The organism is Pseudonocardia adelaidensis (assembly GCF_039543345.1).
Taxonomy (GTDB): Bacteria; Actinomycetota; Actinomycetes; order Mycobacteriales; family Pseudonocardiaceae; genus Pseudonocardia; species Pseudonocardia adelaidensis.
In genome coordinates, this window is sequence record NZ_BAABJO010000004.1 from 1 (window position 1) to 22506 (window position 22506).

The following is a 22506-nucleotide window of genomic DNA, read 5'->3' on the forward strand; positions in this document are numbered from 1 at the left end:
GTCGAGGGTGAACCGGAAGTGCAGGTCGGCCTGTCCGCCGGGGAAGTTCCCTTCGAGGTGCTGGACCACGTCGAACCGCGCCTGCCCGGTGTTGGTGGCGCCGGTGAACTCGGTGGTGTAGGTGTACACGCTGGCCGCGCTGTCCAGCCAGGTCCGGATCTCCTCGCGTCCGTGGTGCGTGCGGCCCTCGTCGGTGACGGCGGCGTCGCCGGCGAAGGTCGCGATGGCGGTGTCGGTGTCACGGGACTGGTGCGCGGTGAGGTACGTCCTGATCGCCGCCGGCAGTTCGTCCCACGAGGCTGCGGTGTCCTCGCTTCGATGGCGTGTGCTCATGACCCCACCGTCCGGTCTCCCCCGGGGGGAGGGTCAAGCTGGAGGCGGACGCGTCTCGAGCGCTCCGCGTCACACACGTGTCCGAACGGAACGGCGCGCCGCCAGCCCAACGAGCCCGAGCAGGCCTGCCGCGCGAATCATCGCGCTGCGAACTCTCCTTGCCCGGGTCGTCGTAGCGCAGGAGCTCTTCGATCACCGCATCGATCCGCTCCGGCTCCGCCCGCAGCAGGGCGAGCTGGTCAGGATGGGTGAGAATGGCCAGCATCCCGTTCGCGATCAGGTTGACCGTCGTCTCGTGCCCGGCGAGGACGAGCAGGTACGCCATACCGGTCAGCTCGTCCTCGCTGGGGCGATCGCCCCCGTCGCGGGCCGCGATCAGATCCGAGAACAGGTCGTCACCGCGGTTCTGCCGCTTCTCCTCGATCAGCTCGTACAGGAAGCCCGGCAACGCATGCGCATCGCTCAGGAATGCGTCATACCCTGGCGATAGAGGCGACACCAGGGACTTCATCCGGCGCCTCCCCGCGCGCCCAGGCACCGGGAGGTGCGGGCGCTGCGCACCCTTTCCCGCGGAGCGGGTAAGTTGTCAATATTTTCCGACGAAAAAGCACGTTTATCTGTTCATCTATATTACTACATTTATGTAAGATTCGCGTCTGGGAGGCCGTAGCGCCAGAGCCGAGGGACGGCGGCCGACCCGCAGCACCACGGCTGGCTGCGGATGGGGGCGCGCCGCCGCGGGTGGTTCTGGTTCTCCCCGAGGACGGTGCGGCTCGTCGGCCGAGGTGACCTACCCGTGGTCGGCGACGAGGTCGGCGTCGTGGTTGCCGGAGACGGTGTTGACGCCGTCCGCGGTGACCGGGTCGCCGGTGCTCACGACGCCGGCCCGGTTTCCGGTGACCGTGTTGCCGGTGACCTCGACCGGGCCGCCGGTGTCGACGTAGACGCCGTAACGGACGTTGTCCGCGATGGTGTTGCCGCGCACGGTCGTGCCGGTGGCCTCGGTGACCACGCGCACGCCGTCCTGGCGGTTGCCGCGCACCTGGTTGCCCTCGACCGTGTTGCCGTGGCCGGTCTGGGTGATGCCGATGCCGCTCTCGCCGTTGTCGTAGACCCGGTTGTCGCGCAGTGTGTTGGCGCCGGACTCGTTGACGTTGATGCCCTGAGCGGTGTTGGCGAACGTCTCGTTGCCCTCGACGAGGTTCCGGTCCGAGTGCAGGTACAGCACGATCCCGTGGTGGGCGTTGCGGTAGACGACGTTGTCGCGGATGACGCTGTCGGTGCAGTCCTCGGCGAGGATGATCCCGTGCTTGCCGTTGTCGTGCACGGTGTTGCCCTCGATGCGCAGGCCGGTCGACCCGGTGTGCGGGTCGATCCCGTACAGCACATTGTCGTGGAACTCGTTGTCGAGGACCTGCAGGCCGGCGACCTCGTGGGTGTAGAGCCCGTAGTAGAGGTGGGAGACGGTGCTGTCGGTGATCGACCCGACCGTGCCCGCGGTGCGCCAGGACAGCCCGTAGGACTCGACGTCGCCGTGGCCGAGGTGGCGCAGCTCGGCCTGGGTGATCGTCATCTGGGCACCGTCGCTGGCGAGCAGGAAGGCGCGCCCGTCGGTGTGGTCGACGTCGACGCGGCTCTGCTCGTCGTCCCAGGACGTGACGCACGAGCCGGTGATGTCCAGCCGTCCGCCCTGCGCCTGCACCGACACGAAGCGCTCGGGCGTGCTGCTCAGCTTGAGCCACCGGACATCGGGCGCGCCGATCTTCAGTGACGCGCCGGTGAGCACGGCCAGGTCCGCACCGAGCAGCCACTCCCCCGGGCCGGTCTCACGCAGTGCCGCGGGGTCGTCCACCGCTGCGGCGAGCGCGGGCAGCGAGACGTCCGTGCCGGCGGCGAGCTCGATCCGACGGGCCGCCGGGTCATAGCGGACGTCGAGGTCGGCAGGCGCGACCGGGTCGGCGCCGCCCCCCGCCGGGGCGGCGCGGATGCACGGGTGCACCGGGTCGGCCGCCGCCGGGGCGGCGACCTCGCGGCGCTGTAGCGGCGCCGGGCCGGGTGCAGCGCAGCCGGCCAGCACGACCGCGATGACCGTGGCGAGACCGGCCAGCGCCGCGAGCCGCCCCGGGGTGCGGCGGCACGGGGGGTTCACGGGTTGAGGCGTGCTCATGACGCTCCTGCCGGCAGCGGTGGGCGGCGGCGGCCCGGAGCGGTGCCCATCCGCCGCTGTCGGGCGGTGTGCAGCTCCTCGAGCACGATCGCCAGGACGACCAGCGGGACCCCGATCGCGCCCAGCAGGTTCAGCGGCGGCAGGCTCAGGTCGTTCGTGCCGATCTGATCCACCTGCCCGCGCACGGACTCGAGCGCGTGCACGTTGGAGTCGGTGAGCAGGAACGGGCTGCCCGGAGCGATGTTGACGCCCAGCTCGACCGTGTCGACGGTGATGCCGGCCGCGTGCACCGGGTCCGGGGAACGGGAGTGGATACCCTCCTCGGCACCGGTGATCGTGGTGTTGGTGATCGTGGTGCCCGCGGCGACGTCGATTCCTGTGGTGCCGCCGGTGATGGTGGAGCCGGTGATGCGGGCGTCCGGGCTGAAGGTGCGCACCCCGTCGGCCCCGACGTCGGTGACGGTGAGGCCGGAGACGACGAGCCCGGTGGTGGCCGGGGCGGTGACCAGGCCGTCCTGCCCGCCGGTGACGGCGACGTCGGTGAGCCGGATGTCGTGGGCGCCGCGTTCCACCCGCACCCCGGAGCGCACGGCGCTGATCTGCACGCCGCTGAGGGCGATGCCGGCGCCGTCGATCGAGGCGCCGGCTACCCGGGCACCGGTGAACGTCGAGTTGCGGGCCTCGAGGCCGCTCGTGCTCTTCTCGGTGACCAGGCCGCGGCTGCCGCCGATGGTGCGCACGCCGTCGAGCACGATCCCGGTGCTGTGGACGTGGGTGAAGACGCTGTCGCTCGTCATGGCGGTCGCGGACCAGACACCGGTCCTGCTGCTGGTGGACGACGTGCAGTGGATCGACCGCGCCAGCGCCGTCGTGCTCGGCTTCATCGCCCGGCGCGTGGAAGGCCATCCCATCGGCCTGGTGATGTCCTGCCGGACCGGCGGCGGGAGCTTCCTCGACCGGCGCGGACTGACCGACGTGGTCGTCCAGCCACTCGATCGGGACGCGTCCGAGCAGCTGGTCGACACCCGATTCCCCCACCTGCCGCCGCGGGCCCGGCATCGGCTGCTCGACCTGGCCCAGGGCAACCCGCTGGCCCTGGTGGAACTGGCGGCCACCCTGACCGGACCCACGACGCACTGCCTCGAGCAGTCCGACGTCGTGCCGCTGAGCGACCGGCTCCGCGCCCTGTTCGCTTCGCGCATCGCGGACCTACCGGACGCGACCCGCCGACGCCCGGCTGGAGGCACTGCTCACCTCTCCCGCCACCGACCGGTGGTTGTTCGAGGCCTGTCGCATCCGCCTCGCCTTCGCCGAAAGACTTCGCCGGCGGAAGGCCTTCCACCGGGCGCGCCGGCACCTCCTCGACGCCGGCACCGGGTTCGCCGCGATGGGCGCCCAGCCGTGGCTGACCCGCACGCACCAGGAGTTGCGCGCCACCGGCTACCGACCGGCCGACGAACCGCCGGACGCGGTCACGTCGTTGACCGCCCAGGAACTCGAGGTCGCCCACCTGGCCGCCAGCGGCCTGACCAACCGCCAGATCGCCGAGCGCCTGTACCTGTCCCACCGGACCGTCGGCGCACATCTGTACCGGGTCTTCCCCAAGCTCGGCGTCTCGTCCCGCGCCGGGCTCCGGGACGCGCTGTCCGCCCGTCCCGGCCTGGACCGGCCGGCCCCGGAGCCGACGGCCACCCGGGCGCGCTGAACCGTCGACGGCGGTGCGGACCGGTTCTCAGGGCCAGTGCTCCCCAGCGGTCCGACGCTCGATCTCCTGCCCTCCTCCGGCCGCGTCGGTGAACCGCTGCTGCGGCGCTACCCCGTCACGCACCTGATCGGGACCGCTCCCCTGCGACGAGCTCCCGCACGGCGGGGGCGACCTCGGCGGCGTACCGCTCGGTCATCGTCCGGTCGTCCCCACCCAGGATGAAGGCGCTGATGCCGTGCGTGAGTGCGAGATCGGCCAGCTGCTCCACCCACTGCGACGGCGGCCCGTCGAGCAGGCCGTGCGAGGACGGCGAGAACCGCCCCTTCATGAAGTTCACCAGTCGCCGCACGGCGGCCGGTTCGCGTCCGGCGGCCTGCGCTGCGTCATCGATGCGTGCGTTCAGCTCGGGCAGCGAGTCCACCCCGTTCGGCAGGTACTCCATCGTCGGGAGCCACCCGTCGGCGACCGCTCCTGTGAGGGCCAGCATGGCCGGCTTGTAGGCGCCGACCCAGATCGGGATGTCGTGTGCCGGCCGCGGCCCGCGCCGGGCTCCGTCCAGCCGGTAGTAGCGGCCCTCGAACGAGACCGCACCGCCGGCCTCGACGTCCCACACCTCCCTGATGATCGTGATCGCTTCCCGCAGGGCGACGACGGCCTGGGCCGGGGTCAGGCGGCGCCCGCCCATCCTGGCGATGCCGTCCCAGAAGGCGCCGGCGCCGATCCCGAGCTCGAGTCGGCCGCCGGTCAGGACGTCGAGCGAGGCCGCGGACCGCGCCAAGACGGCCGGCGGGCGCAGCGGGAGGCTGAGGACGTTGCCGCTCACGTGCACCCGTTCGGTGCGCGCGGCGACGTAGGTCAGGAGGGTCCAGGTGTCCAGGAACGTGGACTGGTACGGGTGGTCCTGGAACGTGACGAGGTCCAGGCCGGCCCGGTCGGCGGTGACGGCCAACTCGAGGACGTGCTGCGGCGTCTGCGCAGCAGGCGTGACGAACGTTCCGAACAGCAGGTCGTGCCCGTAGTCGGTCATCGTGCGAGCTCCTCCTCGAGCACGGCGCCGGTGGAGCGTCTGCTGCCGGCGTCGGTGCGCGGGTCGATGTTGAAGTTGTCGCGGAAGACGTTGCCCGGGTCGTAGCGCCGCTTGATCCGCCGCAACCGCTCCAGTACGGGGGGCGGGAAGGCGTCGCGGAGTCGCTCGGGCCGCAGATCGGTGTCGAAGCTGAGGTAGAGGCCGTCGACGTGAGGTGCGAACGCGTCCCACGCGGCGTTGAGGGCCTGCTGGTCCTTGCCCATGACGGTCACCTGGAACGCGGGGGTGCGGTGGGCGAACGCCATCGCGTCCTCGGGGACGTCGGCGATCGCGCCGCCCATGCTCCGCAGCTCGAAGAAGTAGACGAGGCCGCTGCGCAGCAGCTCGGCGGCGTCGCGGGCGAACTCGTCGGTGAGCGCCGGCAGGAACGCCGACCGGGACACCGGTTCCCCGAACCCGTGCTGGCCGTCCGGGCCGACGTCGGCGGCGAGGCTCATCACGTCCTTGTACCTGGTGAGCACGACCATCTGGTCCCTGAGATCGGCGAACTCGGCGAACGGGGTGAGCCGCTCGACGATCACGTCGGGCTCGGACGAGTCGACCATGCCGTAGAGCTGCAGGACCGACAGCCCCTGCCGAGGGCGCCCGGTGACCAGGAACACCGTGGTGTCCCGGGGCGCCGTGCTGGCGATGCGGCCGTACTCCCGCAGCGCGTTCTCGAGGTCCGGCGTGGTGAGGGTGAGCTGCGCGTAGCCGACGTCGCCGACCTCGTCCGCCTCGAACTCGAACGCGACGACCACGCCGAAGTTGGCGCCGGCGCCGCGCACCGCCCAGAACAGCTCGGGGTTCTCCGTCGCCGACGCGCGCACGAGCCGGCCGTCGGCGAGCACGACGTCGACCGCGCGGATGTGGTCGATGGTCAGGCCGTGCCGGCGCGAGAGGTACCCGATCCCCCCGGCCGTGGCCAGCCCGCCGACCCCGACACCGCCGTAGTCGCCCGAACCGAGCGCCCAGCCGTGGGCGTCCAGTGCGGCCGCCACCTGCTTCCACGTCGCGCCCGGCCCGATCCGCACGAGCCGGCGGTCGGCGTCGACGACCTCGATCCGGTTCAGCCGGCCGACGTCGATGACCAGACCGCCCTTGTTGGTGGACCGGCCGCTGATGCCGTGCCCGCCACTGCGGATGCCGAGGGGTAGGTGCATGTGGCGCCGTGCGAACGCGAGCGCGTCCGCCACCTCCGCCGGGCTGCGCGGGCGCAGGACGAGGCCGGGCGCACCGCCGCGCAGGTAGGTGGAGGTCACGCTGCGGTAGTCCGGATCGCCGGGCTCGATCGCCACGTCGACCAACGAGGCCGGCAGGCCGTCGTAGTCGATGTCCGGTCGGCGCCGGGCACGCGCCGCGGCGGTCCGTCTCGGGCGCGACCCGGCCGCACCGTCGGTCACGAGCGCCGCGAGCCGCTCCACCTCCGCCACGGAGCCGACCGGTACGACGACCGGCAGTCCGGCCACGCCGAGTTCGGCCAGCTCCGGGGGGCCGGCGCCCCGGGGCGCGGTGACCCAACCGGGTTCCGCCGGGACGAGCCTGCCCGGGGCCAGCACGTCCAGGCTCTCGCGCGCCTTGGCCGCGATCGCCGAGGGGCGCGCCTCCGCGTCCGTCGGGTCCCACCCGGTCGTGGTCGGGCTCGGCACCCCGATCGAGATCCGGCTGGTGCTCCCCGCGATCCAGACCGCGGTTGTCCAGGCGTCGAATCCGGGTCCCGGCTCGTCGACGCCCTCGGCCGCATCTTGTCCGACGACCACGAGCTCCAGGCCGGCTGCCTCGGCCCGCCGCACCAGCGCGATGAGCCCCTCCAGGTCGCCCTCGCTCGCAGGCGCGGCGACCGCGATCCCCACCTCGATGACCATCTGATCCTCTGTTCATCCGTCTGTACCACAGATAATCTTACAGACAGACGGTTTGTTCCCGGCGGGTCCCGCTCCCGGACCGGTGGGTCAGCCGAATGCTCCGGCGTAGGCGTTGAGCGCCGGCTGTCCACCCAGGTGCGCGTAGAGGACGGTGGAGTCCGGGGGGATCTCGCCGCGGCGGACGAGGTCGACGAGCCCGGCCATCGACTTGCCCTCATAGACCGGGTCGATGATCATCCCTTCGAGCTGCGCCGTCAGCCGGATCGCCTCGATCGTCGATCCGACCGGGATGCCGTAGCGCTCGCCCGCCCAGCCCTGGAGCACCGTGATCTCGTCGTCGCGCAGGTCACGGCCGAGGCCGATGAGGTCGGCGGTGTGGCGGGCGATGCGGGCGACCTGGGCGCGGGTCTGGTCGATCGTCGCCGAGGCGTCGATACCGAGCACGCGGCGCGGGCGGTCCTGCCCGGCGAACCCGGCAACCATCCCGGCGTGCGTCGAGCCGGTGACCGTGCAGACGACGACCGTGTCGAAGAAGACCCCGAGCTCGCGCTCCTGCTGCTGCACCTCGTACGCCCAGTTCGCGAAGCCCAGCCCGCCCAGCGGGTGTTCGGAGGCGCCGGCCGGGATGCCGTAGGGGACGCCGCCCGCCGCGCGGACCTCCTCCAGCGCGGTCTCCCACGTGTCCTTGATCCCGATGCCGAACCCGGACGGATCCAGGCGCACGTCCGCTCCCATGAGCCGGGAGAGCAGGATGTTGCCGACCTTGTCGTTGACGACGTCGGGCCATTCGACCCACCGCTCCTGCACGAGCCGGGCCTTCATGCCGAGGCGAGCGGCGACCGCCGCGACCTGACGCGTGTGGTTGGACTGGTAGCCACCGATCGAGACGAGGGTGTCGGCGCCCTTCGCCAGCGCGTCGGGAACGATGTACTCCAGCTTCCGCATCTTGTTGCCGCCGAAGGCCAGCCCCGAGTTGCAGTCCTCGCGCTTCGCCCAGATCTCCGCACCTCCCAGGTGGCGGCTCAGCCGCTCCAAGGGGTGCACCGGGCTCGGGCCGAAAAGCAGCGGATAACGGTCGAAATCGTCGAGGAACATCGGGCGCCTCACAGGGATCGGGGGGTTCGGAGCTGGGTTCGGGCGCGGCTCCAAGCCCGGACGCCGCCGGATCGGGAGCTCCGGCGACCCGCGTACGCCGGCGGACGGGCAGCTGAGCGAGGACGCTGCGCCACGAGACATTCGCCGTTCCGGGCCGGCATTCCGCCCTACCGCTCGACGGACCGGAGGAGCGCCTCGTCGACCTCGGGAGCGCGGGTCCACCGCGGTCCGCGCGGGCCGCCGTCGATCTCGACGTGGTCGGCGGCCGGCAACGGGCGCCCCGCCACCTCGACCGGGAGCAGGTTGACCTCCGCGATCAACGCTCGGGTGCCCGTGGCGATCACGGCTGCGACGTCCGGGCGGACGTCCTGTCCGCTGCGGCGGACTTCGTCGTACATCTCGATCTCAGTTCCTCCTCGTGGAGGGTGCCGCCCCAGCCGCTCGACCAGGCGACCTCTGTCGGGTCGGGAGGTACGGCAGGACGGGCCGGGCGACCCAGGTGTGCGAATCGTCGTGCAGATCGAGCAGGACGAGGCCGCACCGGTTGGACGTCGAGCACGTGTCGCTGTCGGGTCGGTCGCGTCGCCCGCAAAGGGATATGCAATATATCGCCCGTCGCCGTGCGGGGCAAGGCCGACGCGAAGGCGTACTCGTCGTCCGCCGTCAGCGGGTACCGCTCGCCGCCTGTTCCTCCGGACCGGGCTGCCCACGCAGCCGAAGGCGGTCGCGCGGCGCGAGGAAGCGGGCAGCGCTCTTCGTCATGGCGGAGCGCACGCCGGCTCGCGGGTGGTTCAGCCTCGCGGCACGAGTCGGTGGCGCATCTCGCCGATCCCCTCGGAGGACGGTTACACCTACGGGTTCGCGGCACTCACCGCCGTCGCCGTCGCCGTCGCCGCAGTCCTGGCCGCCCTCCTGGTTCCGGACCGCCGTGGGCCAGTGCATTCGCGGGGGGCACCGGCACCCCGATCGGCGACCCACTCACCGGCCACACTGGACTCGTGGAGGCGGTGAGCTGCACCGTCCTCGAGATGCACCTACCGGCAGAACCCGGTCAACGGGTGAGGTCGAGCTCGGTGGCGAGGTGGTCCACCGCGTCCTTGATCCGGAAGTAGCCCGCCTCGTCGAGCTCGCGCACCACCGTGGACTCGTGCTTGTTCTTCATCAGCTCGACCGGGACCCCGACCTTCACGATCACCCGGTCGATGAGGTACCGCTCGAGGCTGTCGACATCGGGCGGGAACGTCTCGCGGTGCTCGCCGCCCCCTGGCGCGGCGGCAGTCGGATGACTGATTCCCCGGTCGGTCGCGCGGCCGAGAGTGGAGCCGTTCGGCCGACGCCGGACACCACGGCACCATCAGGGGCCAACGACACCGGAGGAACAGCACCGTGAAGCCGACCATCGTCCTCGTCCACGGCGCCTTCGCCGAGTCCGCCAGCTGGAACGGCGTCATCCGACGGCTCCACACCGCCGGTCACCGCGTCATCGCCGCCGGCAACCCGCTGCGCACCCTCACCGGCGACGCCGCCGCGGTCGCGGACCTGCTCGACAGCATCAGGGGGCCGGTGGTGCTCGCCGGGCACTCCTACGGCGGCGCGGTCATCACCAACGCCGCCCGCGGCAACCGCGATGTCACGGCCCTCGTCTACGTCGCCGGCCTCGCCCGGACAAGGGCGAGAACGTCCCCGACCTGACCGGCAAGTTCCCCGGTGCCACCCTCGGGGAGCACCTCTACGAGGTGCCGCTGGCGGACGGTACCGCCGACGTCTACGTCCACCAGAACGCCTACCACCAGCACTTCAGCGCGGACCTGTCCGCCGAGCAGGTCGCCCTGGACGCGGCTACTCAGCGTCCGTTCAACACCGCGGCCCTGACCGAGGGCTCGGGCGAGCCGGCCTGGAGGACGACACCGTCCTGGTTCATCTACCCCGAGCTCGACCTCGCCATCCCGGCGCAGGCCTTCCGCTTCATGGCCGAACGCGCCGGTGCCCGCGCCACCGTCGAGGTCCCCGGCGCCTCGCACGCACTCCCGGCCTCCCAGCCGCAGGCCGTCGCCGACTTCATCCTCCAGGCCGCGGCCGCCGACTGAGCCCTGCCGGACCACCGGGCCGTAGCGACCGCGAGCTGATCCCACCACCCGACCACCGCCCGGATGGACCTGGATGCACCGCGTCCGGCGGCACGCGGGTCGTGCCATGCGATCGCTGTCCGTGCCGGGTTGATCCGACGCGCTGCTGGTCGCCACCCACACCGATTCGGCTCACGGCTGGACGCCGGGGCCTCGCCGCGAGGAGCTCGCATGAAGCTGGGGATGAACGCCGGGCGGCTGGTCGCCCTGGACGCCGCGTCCGGCGCCTGGGGTGTGGTCGGAGCGGACTGGAACCACGATGTGCCGGCCTTCCTGGCCGACGGGGCGGAGGCGGTCGAACGAGCCCGGTCGGTACTCGCCGGTCCCGACCGGGTCGAGACCGACGCGCCCACCGGGCTCCCGTTCGCGCCGGCGTCGCTGCGGGCCTTCGCGCTGTGGGGGTCGCACATGATCAACGGTGCCCGGGGCATGGTTGCGGCCTTCGCGCCGCCGGCGCTGCGGGCGGTGGCCGGTGGGTTCGAAAAGCTCACCGGCAAGCTCCTCCCGGCACTTCGGCCCGAGCCGAACTACTACCGCGACCCGCAGTTCTACCTGGGGAACCACCGGTCGGTGCTCGCCGACGGGGACACGGTCCGCTGGCCGTCGTTCGCCCGGGTGCTGGACTTCGAGCTGGAGATCGGCGTCGTGCTCGCCCGCCCGGTGCGCGACTGCACGCCCGAGGAGGGGCTGGCGGCGATCGGCGGGTTCGTGGTGATGAACGACTGGTCGGCCCGGGACACGCAGTGGGACGACACCCGCAACGGCACGTTCGGTGGAGTGGTGAAGGCCAAGACCTTCGCGGGGGCGATGTCGGCGGTCGTGGTCACCGCCGACGAGGTGCTGCCCCGCTTCGAGCAGCTGACCGGGCGCGTGTTCGTCAACGGCGAGCAGTGGGCGCAGGGCAGCACGGCCGGCCCGCTGCACGGCCTCGGTGCCGCCGTGGCCTACGCCGCTCGCGGGGAGTCCCTCGGCCCGGGAGACGTGCTGTCCACCGGGACGCTGCCCGGCTGCTGCGGACTGGAGATGCGCCGGTTCCCGAAGGCCGGGGACGTGGTGCGCCTGGAGGTCGAGGCGATCGGGGCGCTGACCAACACCATCGGCCGGCCCCGGTAGCCGGCCTCCACCCGCCAGGACAGCAGCTCACGTTCCCGGCGCCGGCGTGCTGCGGGAACCTCCGGCGTGCCCGGCACCGCGCTCGCCGGAACCCGCGTCCGGCGCGACGCCCGGGGCGAGGCGGAAGACCGGCCAGCCGATCTCCGTGCGCCACCGGTCCGCCTCCTCGGTGTCGCGTGGCCCCACCTGGTAGATCTCGTGGACCGGTCCGTCGACCGCGAGGGCGTGTTCCACCACCCAGGCGCCGAGACGGCCATAAGTGACCTCGATGTCGTCGTGCGGTCCGACGTGGACGGCGACGGCGAGGTCGGCCGCCGGGAGCTCGACGACGTCGATCCGCCCCGATCGGCGGGGGGCGCGGACCGGCCGGAACACGGTCATCGCACCGGCGCCGTGGGTGAACAGCTCGTTGGCGTAGTGCCCGCCGGGTGGTCCGGTGCGCTCCGCCGGCGGGAACGCCGCGTCCAGCTCCGCCATCGCGGCGTCGAACCATGCGAGCGATCCGCCGCGCTCGACGCGGTCACTGATGGCCGCCACGGTGCGGGCGGGCACCGAGCGCAGCTCGACGTCGATGTCGGCGGGGTCCGGACGCAGCAGCCGGCGCAGCGATACGACCGCGGCCCGGGTCCGGTCCAGCTCGGCCTCCAAGCGCTGCAGGTGACGCATGACGACATCGGCGCGCTGCTCCGGATCGTCGGTGGCGAGGATGGACTTGACCTCCGCCAGCGGCACGTCGAGCTGCCGGAGCCGGTGGATGACCTGCGCGGTGGGAATCTGCCCAGGTTCGTAGTACCGGTAGCCGGTGAAGGGGTCGACGCTGGCGGGCTGCAGGAGCCCGGCCTCGTGGTAGCGGCGCAGTGTCCGCACGCTCAGGTGCGTCACCGTTGCGAACTCCCCGATGGTCAGCCCCGACCGCATGAGACCAGTCTCCCTCCTCCGGACCGGACGGTACGGCGCACTCAGAGCACTCCGGCGCGCAGTGGACCGAACGTGGCGCGGTAGCCGGCCGGCCCGGCCATCGGCAGCACCAGTTCCCGCAGCCAACCCGGCAGCGCGGCCGCTCGCGACGCCCGATCGGTCATCCGCTGCACGTGCTCGACCCGTGCCCGGCGCCGCCGGTCGAACTCGGCACCCACGCCCGTCCAGTCCGAACGGGTGCCCAGCAGGGAGGACAGCACCACGGCATCCTCGACGGCGAGGGACGCTCCCTGCGCCCACACCGGTGCGGTGGCGTGCGCTGCGTCCCCGATCAGCATCGCCCGACCCCGGTTCCAGCGCGGGATCCGCACCTCCTCGATGGGCGAGTGGTACAGCCTCGTCGGGTGTGCCTGCAGGTGGGCGAGGATATTCCGCACCGGCGCGGGGAAGTCCGCGAAGGCCTCCACCAGCCAGCTGTCGTCCCCGCCCACCGCGCCACCGCCGAGCGCCGACGCGAAGCAGTACACCTCGCCGTCGCCGACGGGGATGGTCAGGAACGACCGACCCGAGCCGAGCCACACGGTGTAGCAGTCCACGCCCGGATCAGGCGCCATGAACCTCCAGCTCGACTCGGACATCAGCGCACGACCGCGCCCGCCCGGACCGAACAGCGCCGCACGGACGGCCGAGTGGACGCCGTCCGCGCCGACGAGGAAGCCGACTTCCTCCGCGGTGCCGTCGGCCAGCCGCACCTGGACGCCGCCGGGTCGCTCCGACACCCCGGTCACCGGCGCACCGAACCTGACGGCGCCGTCCGGCAGATCCCGGCCCAGCAGACCGAGCAGCTCACGCCGCCGCATGATCCGGCGCGGCGCGGCGCTCCCCCAGAACGCGTCCTCGTCGATCGCGTACAGCAGCCGCCCGCGAGCATTGCGGTACTCGCGGCGCCGCACCGGCGCCCCCCGCTCCGCCAGGTCGTCGCCCAGGCCCAGCGAGGCGAGCGCGGCGATCCCGTTCCCCGGCACGTTGACGGCGAGGCCGGACGGCGGCAGCTCCGAGCGTCGTTCCAGCGCGAACGCCGGGACGTCCCGCTGGTGCAGCGCACGGAGTACGGCGAGGCCGGCGATCCCCGCGCCGACGACGGCAACAGGATGCTCCACGGTCACGCCCAGCCGGAGATGATGTCCGCCGGCGCCTCCGGCTGGGCCAGGTGCGGGAAGTGACCGCTTCCCGGCAGCACGGTGATCCCGGCCTCCGGCAGGACCTCCCGGAACCACGCCTCGTAGCCCGGGTTCACCGGGGCGCGGCTGACGTAGTGGTAGGCGGTTCCGGACGCCCGCAGCGCGGTCAGCTCCCGCGTCCGCTGCGCGCGGAGCTCCTCCGACGGCTTCTCGAGGACCTCCCGCCAGTACCCGAGGAGCAGGTCCTGGCGCGGGGTCGAGCGCAGCAGCTCCCGCAGGTGCGGGGTCAGCTGCTCGACGCCCATCCCGGCGCGCAGCTCGTTCCAGACGCTGAGGTACTCCGGCCCGCGCAGGACGCGTTCGACCGACCGCAGCATCTCCCCGAAGGGACCGACCAGCAGCGGCTGGTCGATGTTCAGCACCGCGCGCGCCGGGTGGTTGGCCGCGTAGATCGTGGCCAACACGCCCCCGATCGAGTGGCCCACGAGCACCGGCGTGCGCACCCCGGCCGCTGTGACCGTCTCGTGCAGCACATCGGCGACCTCACGCAGGTCGTACGAGTCGCGGCCGGGCGACTCGCCGTGTCCGGGCAGGTCGAGCGCCACCGCCCGGCGATTCCCGAGCACGTGCACCAGCGTGGCCCACGTGCCGCGATCGAAGGTCAGCCCGTGCAGCAGCACCACCGGGGGTCTGCCGTCCTCGGTGCCCGTGAGGTCCGCGGCGAGTTCACCGAGTCGCATGGAGTTCCTTCCGGGCGTCGAGATCGACGTCATCGGCCAGCGTGCGGATCGCCAGCTCGGTGTGGATCAATGCCCCGTCGGCGAGGACCGAGTCGTCGAAGACGGCCTGCGGGCTGTGATTGACGGCGGTGGTCATGGGATCGTCGCCACCAACGGCATTGAGCACCAGGTAGCAGCCCGGAACCGCGTTCAGCACGTGGGAGAAGTCCTCGGCTGCGGCCACCGGGTGCTCCAGCCGCTCGAACCGATCGGCGCCGAGCACGTCGGCGACCGTCGCCGCCGCGAAGTCGTAGCCGGCGGCGTCGTTGACCGTCACCGGGTACCCCGGGTCGTACGCGACCTCCACGGTCAGGCCGTGCGCCGCGGCGATGCCCTCGCACAGGCGGGTGATCTCGGCGGCCATGCGTTCCTGCGTCGCGGCGGAGAAGGTCCGCACCGTGGCGTCGAGGTGCGCCTGCGCGGGGATGATGTTCGCCGCCGTCCCGGCGCGCATCGCGCCCACGGTCACCACGACCGGGTCGAACACGTCGTAGCGGCGGGTGACGTGGGTCTGCAGGGCGAGCACGATCTCGGCGGCCACCGTGATCGGATCCCGGGCCAGGTGCGGCAGGGCGCCGTGACCGCCGGCACCGCGCACGGTGATGGAGACGCTCGCGGTCCCGCCCATCATGGTGCCCGGCCGGGCGACGAAGACCCCGCTTCGCTCACCGTGGGATCGCACGTGCATCCCGAAGGCCGCGACCACCCGCTGCCCGGCCGCGTCGAGCACCCCCTCGTCGATCATTCGGGCGGCCCCGTCATGGCCCTCCTCGCCCGGCTGGAACATGAGGACGACATCGCCGTGCAGCTCGGAGCGACGGGCGGCGAGCATGCGGGCCGCCCCGACGAGCATCGCGGTGTGCAGGTCGTGGCCGCACGCGTGCATCGCCCCTGGGATGCGGCTGGAGTAGTCGACCCCGCTCGCCTCGTCGATCGGAAGCGCATCCATGTCCGCACGCAACAGCACGGCCGGCCCGGGCTGCCCACCGCGCAGGACGGCCGTCACCGAGCTGAGGTTCCGGCCTGTGCTGATCTCCAGATCGAGACCGTCCAACGCGTCGAGAACGCGCCGCTGCGTCTGGGGCAGATCGAGACCGATCTCCGGATACGCGTGCAGGGTCCGCCGGAGGGCGACCAGCTCCGCCTGGAGTGCCGCGGAATCCATGGTGGTCCCGCCGTCGTTCGAGGCTCGGGAGCCGGTCACGCGACGGGCCGGCGGATCAGGTCGGCGGCCTTCTCGCCGATCATGATCGTCGTGGCGTTGGTGTTGACGGGCACGATCCTGGGCATGACCGAGGCGTCGGCCACCCGCACCCCGGTCAGGCCGTGCACCCGCAGGTCCGGGTCGACCACCGCGTCGGGACCGGTGCCCATCGCACAGCTGCCGACCGGGTGGTAGTAGGTGCTGGTGGCGCGGGCGACGAAGGAGCGCAGCGCGTCCTCGTCGGTGATGTCGGGCCCGGGGAGCACCTCGCGACCGCGCCATGGCGCGAACGGCTCGCTGGCTGCGATCTCGCGGGCGACCTGCACCCCGAGAACCATTCGCCGCACGTCGGACTCCGCGCCGAGGTAGTTCGGGTCGATCAGGGGCGGGGTCGCCGGGTCCGGCCCCGCGAGGCGAATCGAGCCGCGCGCCTCGGGCACCGTGGCGACCGCGAGCGTGAAGCTGTTCGCGGGGGCGGCCAGGTGCGGCGGGTGGAACGGCACGTGGATGAACATCAGCTGCATGTCCGGGCCTGGGAGGGACTCGTCGCTGCGCCACACCATCGACGTCTCGGCGAGGTTGGTCCGCCCGGCCGGAATCGGCCGGCTCGCCTCGTAGACCACACCGCACAACGGGTGGTCGTGCAGATTGCGCCCCACCCCCGGCAGGTCGTGCACCACCCCCACACCAGCGGCTTCGAGCTCGGCAGCCGGCCCGACCCCGGACAGGAGCAGCAACCGGGGCGAATCCACCGCGCCCGCGCTGACCACCACCTCGGCGTCGGCGTAGGCCGTCATCAGCGCGCCGCCGCGTTCGAACTCGACGCCGACGCACCGATCCCCGTCGAAGCGCAGCTTCCGGGCCCGGGACCCGGTGGAGACGGTCAGGTTCGGCCTGGTGCCGCGCACCGGGTGCAGGTACGCGGCCGCGGTGCTCTGCCGGGTCCCGCTGGAGATCGACAGGTCGTGCCAGCCGGCGCCCTCACCCTCGGCGCCGTTGAAGTCGTCGATCACCGGGAAGCCGGCCGCGGCCGCGCCGTCGACGAAGACCTGGGACAGGGGGTTGGCGTCCCCGGCAGGCACGCGGGCGGGAAGCATGGGTCCGTCGGTGCCGCGGTAGCGCGGGTCCCGGCCGGTCACCGTCTCCATGCGCCGGAAGTAGGGCAGCACGGAGTCGTAGTCCCAGCCCGTGCACCCGGACTTGGCCCAGCGGTCGAAGTCGCTGCGGTGTCCGCGCAGGTACACCATCGCGTTGATGCTGCTGCTGCCGCCGAGCGTGTGACCGCGTGGCCAGTTGTGGGCCAGCCCGGCGGTGCCCGCCTGCGGGACGGTGTCGTAGGAGTAGTCGACCTCGGTGCCCCACAGGCCCGGCCATGCGGGCGGTGATGCGATTTCCGGCCTGGTGTCGGCCGGGCCGGACTCGAGCAGCAGCACCCGGGCGTCCGGGTCCTCGGACAGCCGGGCGGCGAGCACGCAGCCGGCCGATCCGGCACCGATCACCACGTAGTCGTAGTGGCTGGACATGGCGGGGGTCGTCTCCCTCGTCGATCCTGGAGTCGTCACGTGCTCGTCAGGCCTTCGGCTGCAGCACGAAGTCGTAGCCCGCCAGCAGCCACGGCACTTCCGACGTGCCGCCGTCTGGCGTAGGACCCGGCTCGCGGCGCTCGAACTCGACCACCAGTTCCGCCTTGGTGCCGAACACGACGTCGCTGTCGAGGTACTCCGCACCCTGCTGGAACAGGTGGGTGATCAGCGGCTCGTAGCCGGGGACGTCGAGCAGGAAGTGGATGTGCGCCGGGCGGTAGTGGCTGATGTCGGTCTGCGAGATCAGCTCGCCGACCGGGCCGTCCATCGGGATGCTGTAGCCGAGCGGCGCGATCGTCCGCACGCAATAGGTGCCGTCCGGCTTCGAGGTGTACTTCCCGCGCAGCCGCGCCTCGTCGACGTCCAGCTGAGCCTCGTAAGCGCCTTCCGTGTCGGCCTGCCACACGTCCAGCACCGCTCCGCCGACGGCCTTGCCGTCGAGGTCACGGACCGTGCCGGTGACGTAGAGCGGGGTACCGGACACCCGGTCGGCCATGTCGGCGCCGAACTCCAGCGCCGGTGAGCCCTCGATGTGGAACGGGCCCAGCACCGTGGCGGGCGTCGCCCCCGGGTCGAGGCGGTGGTTGATCTGCACGACGAGCATCGAGAGCCCCAGCACGTCCGAGGCGAGGATGAACTCCTCGCGCTTCTCGTCGCTGATCTGCCCGGTGCGGGTGAGCCACCGCATCGCCGCCATCCACTCGGGCTCGGTCAGCCGCACCTCGCGGGCGAAGTCGTGCAGGTGCCGCACCAGCGCCTGCATGATCTCCGCCAACCGCGGATCGTGCGCGGTGCCCCAGCGAGCTGCGGCGAGGCCGGTGATGTTCTCCTCGGTGACCAGCTGCATCTCAGTGCCTCTCCGGCTCGGCAGGCAGCAGCGCCGCCACTCCGGGCGGAGCGGACACGGACTCAGCCGGACCGGCAGGGACACCAGCCGGTGTGACAGCTCGTCTCGCAGCGCGAGACAGGGACTCCAGGTTCAACGAACGACCTCTCAGTCGACGTGGACGCGTACGCGCTTGCCAGCAGCCGGGGAGCTGGGCGCCCAAGGTGAATGCACACAACATGCAACGTGCAATATATTGCGCATTGCGCCAGGGTGTCAAGCTCGCAGCCGCGTTGACAACGTCGAGAGTGAGGCATGCAATGTGTTGCATGCCGGTTCCACAGGGTCGCGGACTCGTTGCACGATCGCTCCTGCGAGAGGACGCCTACCGGGCGATCCGAGACGCGATCGTCGACGGCACCCTTGCCCCGGGCGAACGTCTCAACGACAGCGACCTGGTCGAGTGGCTGGGCGTCAGCCGCACGCCGGTTCGAGAGGCTCTCGCACGACTGGAGCAGGCAGGCCTGGTGCAGACGAAACCCGGCCGGTACACCATCGTGAGCCCCCTCGACGTCCGCGCCGTCCGCAACGCGCACTCGGTCACGGCCGCCATGCACGAACTCGCTGTTCGGGAGGCTCTGCCCAACCTCTCCACCGCCGAACTCGAGGCCATGGCCGAGGCCAATGCACGCTTCGCCGACGCCCTGCGACGCAACGATGCCGACGCAGCCACCACCGCCGATGACGACTTCCACTGCGTCCTCGTCACCGCCAGCGCCAACCACGCCATCCGCGAGGTCCTCGAGCGGTACACGCCGGTGCTGCGCCGCCTGGAACGCCTCCGCTTCTCCTCACTGAGCGGGCGGGCGTCGGTCGCGCAACACGACCAGATCATCGCGCTGTGCAAGGCCGGGGACGTGGAAGGGGCGGCAGCCGCCACTCGCGCCAACTGGGAGACCCTGGCGCCCCTGATCGACAACCTCGCCGACGACGACCGCGCTAGCGACCCCAGCGCCACCGTTACGCCGACCTGACACGTGTTCAACGTGCGAGCCGGACTGTTCAGCGGGCCATCAGCGGCGGAACCGGAACCTCGGATCCGCCCGCAAGGCCGGGGTCCTGCGCATCCCGCGCCGCTGACGCGGCGCCTCAGGCTGCCGTACGAACGGCACCTCGCTGGAACGCCAGCGTCCTTTGGTGCCCGTTCGAGCTCGCCAGCCTTCCCCGTGGGCACGGCACGGGCGACCTTGCCCTCGACCTCGGGCGCGCGGTGAGTGAGCCCGCCCGGATTCTTGGTCAACCGGTCGTCGCCGCCGAGAACACCGAGCCCCAGCACGCCGCACAGCAGCAGCGGTGTCGCTCGGCTGGCCGCGCTCGCACCGGACTCGATCCGCAGCATCGTCGTCGACGACGCGTACGCCGTGGCGGCCGCTGCGGCACCAGTCGAGCTGCCCGACGGGCGGGCGCGCGCCGTCGTCGTCGGCGGTCTACTTGATGCGGCAGCACGTCACGAGGCCGATCCCGACTGGTCGATAGCGCCGAGCACGCTGGTCCACAACGGTCTCGAAGCGCAATTGGCCGACCGCCTGTCCACCAGTCCGCTCACGCCGCAAGAGATGCAGCTGGATCGCTGCAGCCCGTCCCTGCCGCATATCTACCTTGGCCGCGCTGGCAGCGTGCAGCGCGGCGAGCTTCTTCTTCGCTGCATCGACCTTCGGGCGGAGAACCCGGGGAACTTCGCGTGCTTCGTCGAGGCCGATCTGCAACCCCTCCACGTGCATCGGGGCGCCGGAGGCGCCCGATCTATCCGGAGCCGGCATGAAGCGCGGCGAGGCAGAAGACCACGCCGTCAGGCGATGCGCCTCTGGCGAATCCGCGCGGCTGCAGGGCCCATTCGTACCGGCTGGTTGCCCCGCTGACGGTGTCGCACTCGCGACCCGAAGGCGTGACCCCGGCGATCCGGTGGAGTATTCGGAAGTCCGCATCCGGATTCGAGCAGTCCATGCGCGCAAACGGCTTGTTGGAACCGTACCGCGCAGCGCAATCGCCGACCTGCGCTGTGTTGATCGCCTTCCCCGGGTCGGCGTCGGGGGGCCCCAGGCAGTACAGGGATCCCTGCTCTTCCGCGTAAGACTCGGTCACACCAGGCACGTCGTGGCACTTCGCATTGCCAGCGCGCACTTCGAGAACCGGCAGCGCCCGGTCCTCCGAGCACTCCGCCGTCACCAAGCCGGTAGGATCGCCGTTCTGGACCACGCAGTCGCCTTGGTCGACCCCCACGCCACATGCTGTCGCGCCGATCAGGGTCAACAAGATGACCAAAAGGTTCAGTGAGATCCGCGATGCCGACCCCCCAAGCGCCGCACAGCGTCCACCCGGCGAACGCCCGGTGCTGGTTGCCACCCCAATCGGAGAGTGCACGTTGACGCGGTGCTGATCTGCTCGGCTACTGCGCACGGAACCAGCATAGTGTCCTCGCCGTCGGATGGCTGCTGAACAGTTGGTGTGCGTCCAGTGGGCGGATACTTGGCAAGAGTCAGGCGACTTCTGGACAGTTGTCCGCGTCGGGGCCACTGCCGTTCGTCGCCGCTGTGCTGCTTGAGCCTGTTCGTCGACCCCGGCTCGCCCGGCCGGTCCAGCAGGTCCGACACACCCGTGGGCGGGGGCTTTCGAACTGATTGCGCCGGAGTACCCGTGGAGCGTGGCCTTATGTGGCTGCAGCGACGGATTTCGGCGCGCATTGGGCCTCCCTGCCAGGTGCCGCTCAATCGGGTACGAACCGGCCCACCCAGTGGATGTCGCCGCTGGCACCCGGATCGATGAAGAGCTCGTTGGGGGTTGTTGCGGTGAACGTCGCGGACTGGCCGGGCGGCAGGTCCAGCTGATGGAACCCGGCGAGCCTCTCGTCGGCGGTCATCTCGAACCGCCCCACGACGCGGCCGTGGCCGGTGTCGGTCACCGTGAACGTTGCGGTGCAGGTCGGCGACGCACAGAGTGGCTCAGGCTGGACTTGGACGTCCACCGAAGGGGCCTCCAGCAGCTGTGTGAGGGTCCGGGGCGTGTAGACGCGGAGGTAGGCCACGGCCACCTCGTCCGCCTGCGCCTGTGCGAGGGGGCTGACCTCGATCGGCTCAGCCCCCGGCGGCCCTTCGGCCAGGAGCTCCACGAAGAGCACCCGGTGCGGCTCCTCCGCGGTGACGGTCAGTACCAGACGCCCATCGGTGAGCACGAGCGCGCGGTCACCGTTCACGATCTGCTCGCCGGTCGCCACCCACGACGACCCCAGCCGCACCTCATACGACAGCTGCCCCGGGTGCAGGCGCAGGATGGGATCGATCAACTGCGTCTCGGGTCCGGGTTCAGCTATCCACCTGTCTGCAAGCACCGCGGCCTGTTCCGGATGGCTCCGCTGCCACCACATACGATTGCCTTTCACGTACACCCCTGCGCTGTTCTGGACGACCTCGGCCCGCGCGCTGCCGCCGTCTCGGCTGAGCGTGCCGAGTGCGCCCGAGTCGGTGACCGAGATGTCGAAGTCGACGGGGCGCCGTCGGATCCGGGGAAAGTGCCTCGGTGATTTATGCCGCTCCATTCGCGAGCGTCCTTCATAGCGGCCGCGACGACGTCGGTCGGGTCATCGTCAGCGATGGTCAGCAACACCCCGATCGCTGCGACTGTGGACAGGGCGATACCCGGTCACCGCCAGCAGCAGCCAGGTCCGCGCTCCGGACAATGCCGCTGGGGGTATCGGAGATGGCGGGGGCACGGGCTCAGCGGAATCGGCTGCCCGGGACAGTCGCCGAAGCGGTGAAGCCCGAGTCTGTTGGGGCGGTGGCGGGTCGGGGACGGACGGCGCGAGGACGTGTCGATCCTGTCGGGCGGCGACCTGCAGCACGATCCGGGTAAAGGCCGCGGCCGCGGCGAGGAACAGCAGTGCCGACAGGCCGGAGAAGAGCGTGAAACACAGATGAGCCACCCCGACGTTCGGCACGCCGATCAGTGGGATGCCCACGAGCGCCGTCGAGAGCGCCACCCACGCACCGAGCCACGCAACCCACCAGAACGGCACGACCGCGCGGAGCCTCTCGCCCTGCGGGTCCGTCGCGGAAGGGCTCGCCCGCACGACGTCCGAGACGACCGCCGCCGGAACCCACAAATTCGCGATCGGGACGAGCGATCCGGCGCACCACCCACTCCTGCGCCCAGCGCTGTGGCCATGTTCCGGCTGCTGCGGCGTTCGCCCGGGCGCGCGAGAGCCACAGGACGACGAGAACCCCGGCGACCGCGGACCCGAGATACGTCGCGAGAAGGCCGCCTTCGAGCAGCACCGCTCCCAACTGCGCGGCGTCGGAGCTCGCGGACGACCCGTACGTGAACGAAGCGGCGAAGACCGCGATCGGTCCGGGGCCACCTGCGATCCATACAAGGACAGCCGCCGCGACGGTAAGGCGGCGCAATGGCTGATGGCTGGCGACAGGCGTCGAGAGTGTGTCCACGTGTCCCCCCGGAACCAACCACCGACCCACCGGGGTCGAAGAACATGCA

General features: G+C 71.6%; 23 protein-coding genes and 1 pseudogene. 5 read left to right on the forward strand and 19 right to left on the reverse strand.

Annotation, left to right across the window (positions count from 1 at the left end):
- From ABEA81_RS05660 to ABEA81_RS05675, 4 genes are all read right to left on the reverse strand, one after another.
- A partial coding sequence (locus ABEA81_RS05660) for a nuclear transport factor 2 family protein (RefSeq protein WP_345603726.1) occupies nt 1-333 on the reverse strand: 333 nt, incomplete at its 3' end.
- Nucleotides 239-844, reverse strand: a complete 606-nt coding sequence (locus ABEA81_RS05665) for a cytochrome P450 (RefSeq protein ID WP_345603727.1) — start codon at nt 842-844, stop codon at nt 239-241. The genes ABEA81_RS05660 and ABEA81_RS05665, both read right to left, overlap by 95 nt.
- Nucleotides 845-1123: 279 nt before the next feature.
- Nucleotides 1124-2500, reverse strand: a complete 1377-nt coding sequence (locus tag ABEA81_RS05670; protein ID WP_345603728.1) for a NosD domain-containing protein — start codon at nt 2498-2500, stop codon at nt 1124-1126.
- The gene (locus ABEA81_RS05675; RefSeq protein ID WP_345603729.1) at nt 2497-3384 is read right to left on the reverse strand and encodes a right-handed parallel beta-helix repeat-containing protein; all 888 of its coding nucleotides are present in this window, start codon (nt 3382-3384) and stop codon (nt 2497-2499) included. Before ABEA81_RS05675 ends, ABEA81_RS05670 begins: the two co-directional genes overlap by 4 nt.
- Nucleotides 3385-3776: 392 nt before the next feature.
- Here ABEA81_RS05675 and ABEA81_RS05680 point away from each other — a divergent pair, with 392 nt between their 5' ends.
- Nucleotides 3777-4205, forward strand: coding sequence for a helix-turn-helix transcriptional regulator (locus ABEA81_RS05680; RefSeq protein WP_345603730.1), 429 nt, complete (start codon nt 3777-3779; stop codon nt 4203-4205).
- A 115-nt stretch (nt 4206-4320) separates the two neighbouring features.
- Here ABEA81_RS05680 and ABEA81_RS05685 read toward each other — a convergent pair whose 3' ends face one another.
- From ABEA81_RS05685 to ABEA81_RS05705, 5 genes and pseudogenes are all read right to left on the reverse strand, one after another.
- Entirely contained in the window at nt 4321-5232 is a 912-nt protein-coding gene (locus ABEA81_RS05685; protein WP_345603731.1) for an LLM class flavin-dependent oxidoreductase, read from the reverse strand.
- Entirely contained in the window at nt 5229-7136 is a 1908-nt protein-coding gene (locus ABEA81_RS05690) for an FAD-binding protein (RefSeq protein WP_345603732.1), read from the reverse strand. The genes ABEA81_RS05685 and ABEA81_RS05690 overlap by 4 nt, the downstream gene beginning before the upstream one ends.
- An 87-nt stretch (nt 7137-7223) precedes the next feature.
- A complete protein-coding gene (locus ABEA81_RS05695) occupies nt 7224-8231 on the reverse strand; it encodes a 1-aminocyclopropane-1-carboxylate deaminase (RefSeq protein ID WP_345603733.1) in 1008 nt (335 codons plus the stop codon).
- Between the two features lie 167 nt (nt 8232-8398).
- Nucleotides 8399-8629 (reverse strand): hypothetical protein, encoded by a 231-nt coding sequence (locus tag ABEA81_RS05700; RefSeq protein ID WP_345603734.1) that lies wholly within the window; start codon nt 8627-8629, stop codon nt 8399-8401.
- A 653-nt stretch (nt 8630-9282) separates the two neighbouring features.
- A pseudogene (locus ABEA81_RS05705) lies at nt 9283-9498 on the reverse strand (helix-turn-helix domain-containing protein); the annotation flags it as partial.
- A 119-nt stretch (nt 9499-9617) separates the two neighbouring features.
- On the opposite strand from ABEA81_RS05705, the gene ABEA81_RS05710 reads away from it, so the two are divergent.
- From ABEA81_RS05710 to ABEA81_RS05720, 3 genes are all read left to right on the forward strand, one after another.
- Nucleotides 9618-9923, forward strand: a complete 306-nt coding sequence (locus ABEA81_RS05710; protein ID WP_345603735.1) for an alpha/beta fold hydrolase — start codon at nt 9618-9620, stop codon at nt 9921-9923.
- 44 nt (nt 9924-9967) lie between these two features.
- Entirely contained in the window at nt 9968-10318 is a 351-nt protein-coding gene (locus tag ABEA81_RS05715; protein ID WP_345603736.1) for an alpha/beta fold hydrolase, read from the forward strand.
- A 210-nt stretch (nt 10319-10528) separates the two neighbouring features.
- The gene (locus ABEA81_RS05720; RefSeq protein WP_345603737.1) at nt 10529-11470 is read left to right on the forward strand and encodes a fumarylacetoacetate hydrolase family protein; all 942 of its coding nucleotides are present in this window, start codon (nt 10529-10531) and stop codon (nt 11468-11470) included.
- Nucleotides 11471-11497: 27 nt separating this feature from the next.
- On the opposite strand, the gene ABEA81_RS05725 is transcribed toward ABEA81_RS05720, so the two are convergent.
- Genes ABEA81_RS05725 through ABEA81_RS05750 form a run of 6 tightly spaced genes read right to left on the reverse strand, consistent with a single transcriptional unit; the run spans nt 11498 to nt 17982 of the window.
- Nucleotides 11498-12388 carry a MerR family transcriptional regulator gene (locus ABEA81_RS05725; protein WP_345603738.1) on the reverse strand — a complete coding sequence of 297 codons (891 nt, stop codon included), beginning with the start codon at nt 12386-12388 and terminating at the stop codon, nt 11498-11500.
- Nucleotides 12389-12429: 41 nt separating this feature from the next.
- Entirely contained in the window at nt 12430-13554 is a 1125-nt protein-coding gene (locus ABEA81_RS05730) for an FAD-dependent monooxygenase (RefSeq protein ID WP_345603739.1), read from the reverse strand.
- On the reverse strand, nt 13551-14309 hold the full coding sequence (locus ABEA81_RS05735; protein ID WP_345603740.1) for an alpha/beta fold hydrolase: 759 nt from the start codon (nt 14307-14309) through the stop codon (nt 13551-13553). Before ABEA81_RS05735 ends, ABEA81_RS05730 begins: the two co-directional genes overlap by 4 nt.
- Nucleotides 14296-15513, reverse strand: coding sequence for a M20 metallopeptidase family protein (locus ABEA81_RS05740; RefSeq protein ID WP_345603741.1), 1218 nt, complete (start codon nt 15511-15513; stop codon nt 14296-14298). Before ABEA81_RS05740 ends, ABEA81_RS05735 begins: the two co-directional genes overlap by 14 nt.
- A 35-nt stretch (nt 15514-15548) precedes the next feature.
- Nucleotides 15549-17075, reverse strand: coding sequence for a GMC family oxidoreductase (locus tag ABEA81_RS05745; protein WP_345603743.1), 1527 nt, complete (start codon nt 17073-17075; stop codon nt 15549-15551).
- 46 nt (nt 17076-17121) lie between these two features.
- A complete protein-coding gene (locus ABEA81_RS05750; protein ID WP_345603744.1) occupies nt 17122-17982 on the reverse strand; it encodes a dioxygenase family protein in 861 nt (286 codons plus the stop codon).
- 308 nt (nt 17983-18290) lie between these two features.
- Here ABEA81_RS05750 and ABEA81_RS05755 point away from each other — a divergent pair, with 308 nt between their 5' ends.
- Nucleotides 18291-18995 (forward strand): GntR family transcriptional regulator, encoded by a 705-nt coding sequence (locus tag ABEA81_RS05755; protein WP_345603745.1) that lies wholly within the window; start codon nt 18291-18293, stop codon nt 18993-18995.
- Between the two features lie 453 nt (nt 18996-19448).
- Here the strand turns inward: ABEA81_RS05755 and ABEA81_RS42535 are convergent, their stop codons facing one another.
- The 4 genes from ABEA81_RS42535 to ABEA81_RS42545 form a co-directional block, all read right to left on the reverse strand.
- Nucleotides 19449-19727 (reverse strand): hypothetical protein, encoded by a 279-nt coding sequence (locus tag ABEA81_RS42535; RefSeq protein WP_425570457.1) that lies wholly within the window; start codon nt 19725-19727, stop codon nt 19449-19451.
- A gap of 37 nt (nt 19728-19764) precedes the next feature.
- Entirely contained in the window at nt 19765-19965 is a 201-nt protein-coding gene (locus tag ABEA81_RS42540) for an LppU/SCO3897 family protein (RefSeq protein WP_425570474.1), read from the reverse strand.
- Between the two features lie 760 nt (nt 19966-20725).
- On the reverse strand, nt 20726-21553 hold the full coding sequence (locus tag ABEA81_RS05765) for a hypothetical protein (RefSeq protein WP_345603747.1): 828 nt from the start codon (nt 21551-21553) through the stop codon (nt 20726-20728).
- Nucleotides 21554-21601: 48 nt separating this feature from the next.
- A complete protein-coding gene (locus ABEA81_RS42545) occupies nt 21602-22372 on the reverse strand; it encodes a DUF4328 domain-containing protein (RefSeq protein WP_425570458.1) in 771 nt (256 codons plus the stop codon).
- Between the last annotated feature and the right edge of the window lie 134 nt (nt 22373-22506).

Bases quoted from the DNA above. Each gene is read 5' to 3' on its own strand.
- ABEA81_RS05720 (WP_345603737.1), top strand. From the start codon at position 10,529: ATGAAGCTGGGGATGAACGCCGGGCGGCTGGTCGCCCTGGACGCCGCG.
- ABEA81_RS05695 (WP_345603733.1), bottom strand. From the start codon at position 8,231: ATGTTCCTCGACGATTTCGACCGTTATCCGCTGCTTTTCGGCCCGAGC.
- ABEA81_RS05750 (WP_345603744.1), bottom strand. From the start codon at position 17,982: ATGCAGCTGGTCACCGAGGAGAACATCACCGGCCTCGCCGCAGCTCGC.
- ABEA81_RS42540 (WP_425570474.1), bottom strand. From the start codon at position 19,965: ATGGACTGCTCGAATCCGGATGCGGACTTCCGAATACTCCACCGGATC.
- ABEA81_RS05745 (WP_345603743.1), bottom strand. From the start codon at position 17,075: ATGTCCAGCCACTACGACTACGTGGTGATCGGTGCCGGATCGGCCGGC.
- ABEA81_RS05740 (WP_345603741.1), bottom strand. From the start codon at position 15,513: ATGGATTCCGCGGCACTCCAGGCGGAGCTGGTCGCCCTCCGGCGGACC.
- ABEA81_RS05670 (WP_345603728.1), bottom strand. From the start codon at position 2,500: ATGAGCACGCCTCAACCCGTGAACCCCCCGTGCCGCCGCACCCCGGGG.
- ABEA81_RS05700 (WP_345603734.1), bottom strand. From the start codon at position 8,629: ATGTACGACGAAGTCCGCCGCAGCGGACAGGACGTCCGCCCGGACGTC.
- ABEA81_RS05755 (WP_345603745.1), top strand. From the start codon at position 18,291: ATGCCGGTTCCACAGGGTCGCGGACTCGTTGCACGATCGCTCCTGCGA.
- ABEA81_RS05675 (WP_345603729.1), bottom strand. From the start codon at position 3,384: ATGAAGCCGAGCACGACGGCGCTGGCGCGGTCGATCCACTGCACGTCG.
- ABEA81_RS05690 (WP_345603732.1), bottom strand. From the start codon at position 7,136: ATGGTCATCGAGGTGGGGATCGCGGTCGCCGCGCCTGCGAGCGAGGGC.
- ABEA81_RS05665 (WP_345603727.1), bottom strand. From the start codon at position 844: ATGAAGTCCCTGGTGTCGCCTCTATCGCCAGGGTATGACGCATTCCTG.
- ABEA81_RS05685 (WP_345603731.1), bottom strand. From the start codon at position 5,232: ATGACCGACTACGGGCACGACCTGCTGTTCGGAACGTTCGTCACGCCT.
- ABEA81_RS05735 (WP_345603740.1), bottom strand. From the start codon at position 14,309: ATGCGACTCGGTGAACTCGCCGCGGACCTCACGGGCACCGAGGACGGC.
- ABEA81_RS05765 (WP_345603747.1), bottom strand. From the start codon at position 21,553: ATGGAGCGGCATAAATCACCGAGGCACTTTCCCCGGATCCGACGGCGC.
- ABEA81_RS05725 (WP_345603738.1), bottom strand. From the start codon at position 12,388: ATGCGGTCGGGGCTGACCATCGGGGAGTTCGCAACGGTGACGCACCTG.